Consider the following 6,138-nt stretch of genomic DNA (forward strand, 5'->3'; position numbering starts at 1 on the left):
CGGTTAAATCAAACAGTCAAATTGTTTGCAATTATACATGATTTAACGATATGCATTCGGGTCGTCTGAAACTACAACCTGCCCTTCAAAGCGTTTTTGACAAACGCCGCCGACTCGCGCAATACCGTGAAACCATAGCCGCCGTAAGGTTCGGAACAAAACGGCGCGGCATACACCTGAATATCGTGTCCCTGCCACTGCTTGTCCGCCATCATCCGCGCCCGCGCCAAGTGAAAACCGGCACTGACAATGACGACACGCGGGCTGTTTTCAATAAATTTTCGGCTGAACACGATGTTTTCAAACGTATTGCCCGCTTCCCGCTCCTGAATAATGTCTGCCTTCGATACACCCATTTTCTCCGCAATCATCTGCATATTGCCCGCAGAGGACTGCAAATCACGGCTGACTCCGCCCGTCATCACCAGTTTTTTCACCTTGCCGGCACGATACAGCTCGACAGCCGCTTCAACGCGCGCCACCAAACAAGGATTCAGACGACCCCCTTCATAAGCACGGGTCGAAAGCACAACCGCAGCATCCGCCGGACGCACCGTATCCGCATCCAACCGCGACACCCAAAAATCGCGCCACATGATCCACAGCGGCAAAAGCGCAGCGGTAAAGAATAAAACCAATATAAAAACAAGGGCTTTTTTGAACATCCGAATCCTAAAATGATGAAAGTAGTTGGAACGCGGCTGTACAGGTAGGTTCCGATTATTCCTTAATTTTACGAAATTCATACATCAAAAGGTCGTCTGAAAACAGGATTTTCAGACGACCTTTTATTTAGGTTTAGGTTATCTTTCTGTCGTAGCGGAAAGCTTGTGTGGCGTAAGAGGGTGGGAGTGCATGTCAGGGACCTATATCTGATTCAAAAGTCCGACCTGCCTAAACTGCACAGTATATCGGTTTAAAATAGAAACCACTTAATGCCGTCATTCCCGCGCAGGCGGGAATCCAGACATTCGGTTGTTGCACAAGAAAGGTTAGATGCTAAAAACACAAGCGAAAAAGACTGCACTTTATAAAAAGTGCGGTCTTTTTTGTAATGTTTTGATAGTGTGGTTTCAAACCCCATTATTGGATGAGTCCTTCATTCCATAATGCGATAACCACATCAAGTTGGCTATTATGTTTCTTTTCTTCTCCAATGATTTTTTGAATTTCTGCCCAAAGTTCAGCTTTTTTATTTGCCCAAGACATATCTTTTTTTAATAAATGGATGGCAAGAATTGCATATTCTGCATTTTTAGATTCTTTCTCTTGTGGTGTTTGAATAGAAATTCCTTTTATTTTTCCCGCGTAGCACAGCCCGAAAAAGGCATTTTTAGGACATCCTTTCACTCTAGCTGAATAACTGTTAGTAAACTCTTGAACTGCTTCCGTCCATGCTTTTTTAATATCGTGTGTATAAGCGAATAGCTCTACGGCTTTTACAGCTGTTTTTCCATATAAATTCATATGTTCAACTCACGCAAAGCGCGGATTTTAGCATTGGCAGAACAGCAAAAACAACAAATCGCCCGAGAAAATCAAGAGCAGAAACATCGTAAACGGCTCGAGCAACAAGAGCGTGAGACCGCGCTTTATGAAGAGGCATACCAGAATGCGCAAGAAGACTTGAATATGTTCGTGAAATGTTGGACTCAATAATCTAATTTATATGTGTTATAGAAAAAAGGTCGTCTGAAATTTCAGACGACCTTTTTGACTTTTTGCGAAACAACCGAATCTTTAGTCTTTGCGGCGGCTGCCTAAGTCGGCGGCGGCGGTAAAGAGTACGTCGGTGGAGGAGTTGAGGGCGGTTTCGGCGGAGTCTTGGATTACGCCGATAATCATGCCGACGCCGACGACGCGCATGGCGAAGTCGTTGTCTATGCCCAAGAGGCTGCAGGCGACGGGGATCAGCAGCAGCGAGCCGCCGGCAACGCCGGATGCGCCGCATGCGCCGACGGTAGCGACGAGGCTCAGGAGCAGGGCGGTTGGGTAATCGACGACGATGCCTTTGGTGTAGGCAGCCGCCATGGCTAAGACGGTGATGGTGATCGCTGCGCCTGCCATGTTGATGGTTGCGCCCAGCGGGATGGAGACGGAGTAGGTGTCTTCATGCAAGCCGAGTTTTTTCGCCAATGCCATGTTGACGGGGATGTTGGCGGCGGAGGAGCGGGTGAAGAAGGCGTAGAGTCCGCTTTCGCGCAGGCAGGTGAAGACCAGTCCGTAAGGGTTTTTGCGGGTTTGCGACCAGACGATGAGCGGGTTCACAACGAGGGCTATAAATGCCATACTGCCGAGCAGGACTGCCAGCAGGCGTCCGTAGCTGAGGAAGGCGGCAAAGCCGGTTTCGGCGACGGTTTGGGAGACCAGTCCGAAAATACCCAAGGGGGCGAAACGGATAACCCATTGCACGACGGTGGTAACGGCGTCGGAGAGGTCGGCGACGACTTGGCGGGTGGTGTCGGAGCCGTGGTGGCGCAATGCGGAGCCTAAAACCAACGCCCATGCGAGAATGCCGATGTAGTTGGCTTGCGCGATGGCGTTAATCGGGTTGGACACGAGCTTCATCAAAAGTTCTTTGAGGACTTGGACGATGCCGGAGGGCGGTGCGAGGGTGGAGGTAGCTACGTCTTTAAACACCAGCGCGGTCGGGAATGCCATACTGGCGGCAACGGCGACGGCGGCTGCAGCAAATGTGCCGACGAGATACAGAATAATGATGGGTTTGATTTTGGCTTCGCCGCCTTTGCGGTATTGCACCAGCGCGGCGGTTACTAAGACAAACACCAATACGGGGGCGACGGCTTTCAATGCGCCGACGAACAATTCGCCGAGCAGCCCTGCGCCCAAGCCTGCTTTCGGGGAGATGGTACCGACCAAGACGCCCAACATCAAACCGATGATGATTTGCGGGACAAGTCCGATACGGTTGACTGCGTTTAGCAGTGGATTACCACTTGCCATGATATGTCCTCTTACTTTATGTGTTAAGAAACGTTGCATTTTAAAAGAAAATATCAATTATTGCGCAGGTTTACATATCAAATCGATTGTTGTGGCGAAAAATGCTTGATTTTTTAGAGAATTGGGCAGTTTGTGCTGTATTTTTCGGATTGGAGGGAGTTAATGTGTTTTGCTTCTGTCGCACAGAGGCAGGCGCATCCGCCTTTTCAGACGACCTCTCCGTCTCGGGCAGGTTTTAAACCCGATTGAAAATAATGGTAGAATTTAGAACCCTTCTGCCGTTGAAACATTTTTTGCCATGACCAGACTGACTTCGCCCATTTTGATTGCCTCACTCGCCCTTGCCTACGGACACGCAGCCGCAGCAGACCTGCCGCGTGCCGAAGACTACGAACCGATTCCCGACTTCAAGCAGGGCGGGCAATCCGAGCAGGCTGCCAAAGCAGGCAAACTGACACCCAAGTTTCCCGTCAAAATCGAAACCAAAAACAGCGAAGTCAAATCCATGCTCGAAGAATACCTGCCGCTGATTACCCAGCAGCAGGACGAAGAGTTGGACAAAGAGCAGGTCGGCTTCCTTGCCGAAGAAACGCCCGACAACGTCAAAACCATGCTCAAAACCAAAGGCTATTTCAACGGCAGCGTCAATGTCCAAGACAACGGTTCGAGCTACACCGTCGCCGTCAATCCCGGCCCGCGCACCAAAATCGACAACGTCAGCGTCGCCATCCTCGGCGACATCCTTTCAGACGACAACCTTGCCGAGTATTACCAAAAAGCCATGCTCAACTGGCAGCAGCCCGTCGGCGAATACTTTGACCAAGACGGCTGGAGCGGCAGCAAAACCTCCGTCCTCAGCGCAGTAACCCGTAAAAAATACCCGCTTGCCAAACTCAGCAACACCCAAGCCACCGTCAATCCCAACAACAATACCGCCGATCTGAACGTGATCGTCGAAAGCAACCGCCCTATTTATTTCGGCGACTTTGAAATCACCGGCACCCGCCGTTATCCCGAAAACGTCGTTGCCGGCCTGGCACGTTTCAAACCCGGCGCACCCTACGATCTCGACCTCTTGCTCGACTTCCAACAAGCGCTCGAACAAAACGGACATTACTCCGGCGCATCCGTTCAAGCCGACTTCGACCGCCTCCAAGGCGACCGCGTGCCCGTCAAAGTCAACGTTACCGAAGTCAAACGCCACAAACTCGAAACCGGTATCCGCTACGATTCCGAATACGGCCTCGGCGGACGCATCGGTTACGACTACTACAACCTCTTCAACAAAGGCTACATCGGCTCCGTCGTTTGGGACATGGACAAATACGAAACCACCCTCGCCGCCGGTATCAGCCAGCCGCGCAACAGCGAAGGCAAATATTGGACGACCAACACGTCCTACAACCGCTCGACCACCCAAAACCTTGAAAAACGCGCCCTGACCAGCGGCATTTGGCGCGTGCGTGACCGCAACGGCATCGAATCGCGCCTCGGTATCGAATTCATCACCGAAGACCGCAAAGTACCCGATACCAATTACGACCTCGGCCGCAGCCACGCCACCATGCTGACCGCCTCGTGGAAACGCCAAAACATCGAAACCGAGCTGCGTCCCGAAAACGGCTACTACCTCGACGGCAAAATCGGCGTAACACTGGGCAAGCTCCTTTCTTCCACCGCCATGGCGCGCGCCACCGCCCGCGCAGGCTATTTCTACACACCTGAAAACAAAAAACTCGGCACCTTCATCGTCCGCGGACAAGCAGGCTACGTTTACGCCCGCGAAGGTGAAAACGTGCCTTCCAGCTTAATGTTCCGCACCGGTGGCGCCTCTTCCGTACGCGGTTACGAACTCGACAGCATCGGTTTGGAAGGCCCGAAAAATTCCGTCCTCCCCGATAGGGCATTACTGGTCGGCAGCCTCGAATACCAGTTCCCGATTACCAAAAGCGTATCCGGCGCCGTCTTCCATGATGTCGGCGACGTTACCAGCAACTTCAAACGCATGAGCATGAAACACGGTACCGGCCTCGGCGTGCGCTGGTTCAGCCCCGTCGCCCCGTTCTCCTTCGACGTCGCCTACGGACACCAAGACAAAAAACTCCGTTGGCACATCAGTTTGGGCACACGGTTTTAAGGTCGTCTGAAAATATAGACAGGCTTGCCGCAAAACCCATAATATCCAAAATTTTTACCATTCTTGGACCATAAATAAAAATCATGAATTTCGATCTTGAAAACCTCTCTTCATTCTCAGGCTGGGAACGTCTCGTTGAAACCGGCATGGCATTCGGTACCAACCTCGTTGCCGCGCTGGCGATTTTCTTTGTCGGCAGATGGATAGCCTCCCGCCTCGTTATTTTGATGAAAGCCGCGCTGACCCGCGCCAAAGTAGATAGAACGCTGGTGAGCTTTCTGGGCAACGTAGCTAATATCGGCCTGTTAATCCTGATTATTATTGCCGCGTTGGGCAAGTTGGGCATTCCGACCACGTCGGTTACCGCCTTAATCGGCGGCGCGGGTTTGGCGGTGGCTTTGTCGCTGAAAGACCAACTGTCGAACTTTGCCGCCGGCGCGCTGATTATTCTGTTCCGTCCGTTTAAAGTCGGCGACTACATCAAAGTCAACGGCTTCGAAGGCTTTGTTAGCGAAATTAAAATGGTGCAGACCGCGCTGAGTACGCCGGACAACGAAGAAATCATCCTGCCCAACAGCGTCGTCATGAGCAACAGTATCGTGAACCGTTCTTCCATGCCGCTGTGCCGCGTGCAGGTGGTGGTCGGCGTCGATTACGCCTGCGATTTGAAGGCCGCCAAAGCCGCCGTTTTGAAAGCCGCCACCGAGCATCCTTTGTGCGTACAGACTCAAGGCAAAGAGGCAGTAACATATATTACCAACTTGGCCGACAGTGCCATCGAAATCACGCTTTGGGCGTGGACGAACGAAGCCGATTTGGGCGCGTTCCGCTTCGGGCTGAACGAGCAGGTAGTGGAAAACCTGCGTGCCGCCAATATCAATATTCCTTTCCCGCAGCGCGATGTGCATATCATCCAGCAGCAGGGGTGAGGATAAGTTTCAAATTGGCGAATCTGACCTGCTGAAACCGTAGGCATACGGTGTTTGAAACCCAAAAGCCCATCCGAGGTCGTCTGAAAACTGAACTGGCCCCCAAAT

At 51.9% G+C, this 6,138-nt stretch carries 6 protein-coding genes; 3 read left to right on the forward strand and 3 right to left on the reverse strand.

The window, feature by feature from the left end:
• Positions 1 to 71 precede the first annotated feature (71 nt).
• On the reverse strand, positions 72 to 665 hold the full coding sequence (locus HMPREF3066_RS10305) for a YdcF family protein (RefSeq protein ID WP_070442738.1): 594 nt from the start codon (positions 663 to 665) through the stop codon (positions 72 to 74).
• Positions 666 to 1,083: 418 nt separating this feature from the next.
• On the reverse strand, positions 1,084 to 1,467 hold the full coding sequence (locus tag HMPREF3066_RS10310) for a DUF6979 family protein (protein ID WP_003741924.1): 384 nt from the start codon (positions 1,465 to 1,467) through the stop codon (positions 1,084 to 1,086).
• Here HMPREF3066_RS10310 and HMPREF3066_RS10315 point away from each other — a divergent pair, their 5' ends adjacent.
• The gene (locus HMPREF3066_RS10315; RefSeq protein WP_070442741.1) at positions 1,468 to 1,659 is read left to right on the forward strand and encodes a hypothetical protein; all 192 of its coding nucleotides are present in this window, start codon (positions 1,468 to 1,470) and stop codon (positions 1,657 to 1,659) included.
• 81 nt (positions 1,660 to 1,740) lie between these two features.
• Here HMPREF3066_RS10315 and sstT read toward each other — a convergent pair whose 3' ends face one another.
• On the reverse strand, positions 1,741 to 2,964 hold the full coding sequence (gene sstT / locus HMPREF3066_RS10320; protein ID WP_070442744.1) for a serine/threonine transporter SstT: 1,224 nt from the start codon (positions 2,962 to 2,964) through the stop codon (positions 1,741 to 1,743).
• A 298-nt stretch (positions 2,965 to 3,262) separates the two neighbouring features.
• Between sstT and HMPREF3066_RS10325 the strand changes: the two genes are divergently transcribed.
• Positions 3,263 to 5,101, forward strand: a complete 1,839-nt coding sequence (locus HMPREF3066_RS10325) for an autotransporter assembly complex protein TamA (protein ID WP_070442748.1) — start codon at positions 3,263 to 3,265, stop codon at positions 5,099 to 5,101.
• An 83-nt stretch (positions 5,102 to 5,184) separates the two neighbouring features.
• Positions 5,185 to 6,030, forward strand: coding sequence for a mechanosensitive ion channel family protein (locus tag HMPREF3066_RS10330; protein WP_070442751.1), 846 nt, complete (start codon positions 5,185 to 5,187; stop codon positions 6,028 to 6,030).
• Positions 6,031 to 6,138: the final 108 nt, after the last annotated feature.

The organism is Neisseria sp. HMSC03D10 (assembly GCF_001807625.1).
Taxonomy (GTDB): domain Bacteria; phylum Pseudomonadota; class Gammaproteobacteria; order Burkholderiales; family Neisseriaceae; genus Neisseria; species Neisseria mucosa.

Bases quoted from the DNA above. Each gene is read 5' to 3' on its own strand.
- HMPREF3066_RS10305 (WP_070442738.1), bottom strand. From the start codon at position 665: ATGTTCAAAAAAGCCCTTGTTTTTATATTGGTTTTATTCTTTACCGCT.
- HMPREF3066_RS10310 (WP_003741924.1), bottom strand. From the start codon at position 1,467: ATGAATTTATATGGAAAAACAGCTGTAAAAGCCGTAGAGCTATTCGCT.
- HMPREF3066_RS10315 (WP_070442741.1), top strand. From the start codon at position 1,468: ATGTTCAACTCACGCAAAGCGCGGATTTTAGCATTGGCAGAACAGCAA.
- sstT (WP_070442744.1), bottom strand. From the start codon at position 2,964: ATGGCAAGTGGTAATCCACTGCTAAACGCAGTCAACCGTATCGGACTT.
- HMPREF3066_RS10325 (WP_070442748.1), top strand. From the start codon at position 3,263: ATGACCAGACTGACTTCGCCCATTTTGATTGCCTCACTCGCCCTTGCC.
- HMPREF3066_RS10330 (WP_070442751.1), top strand. From the start codon at position 5,185: ATGAATTTCGATCTTGAAAACCTCTCTTCATTCTCAGGCTGGGAACGT.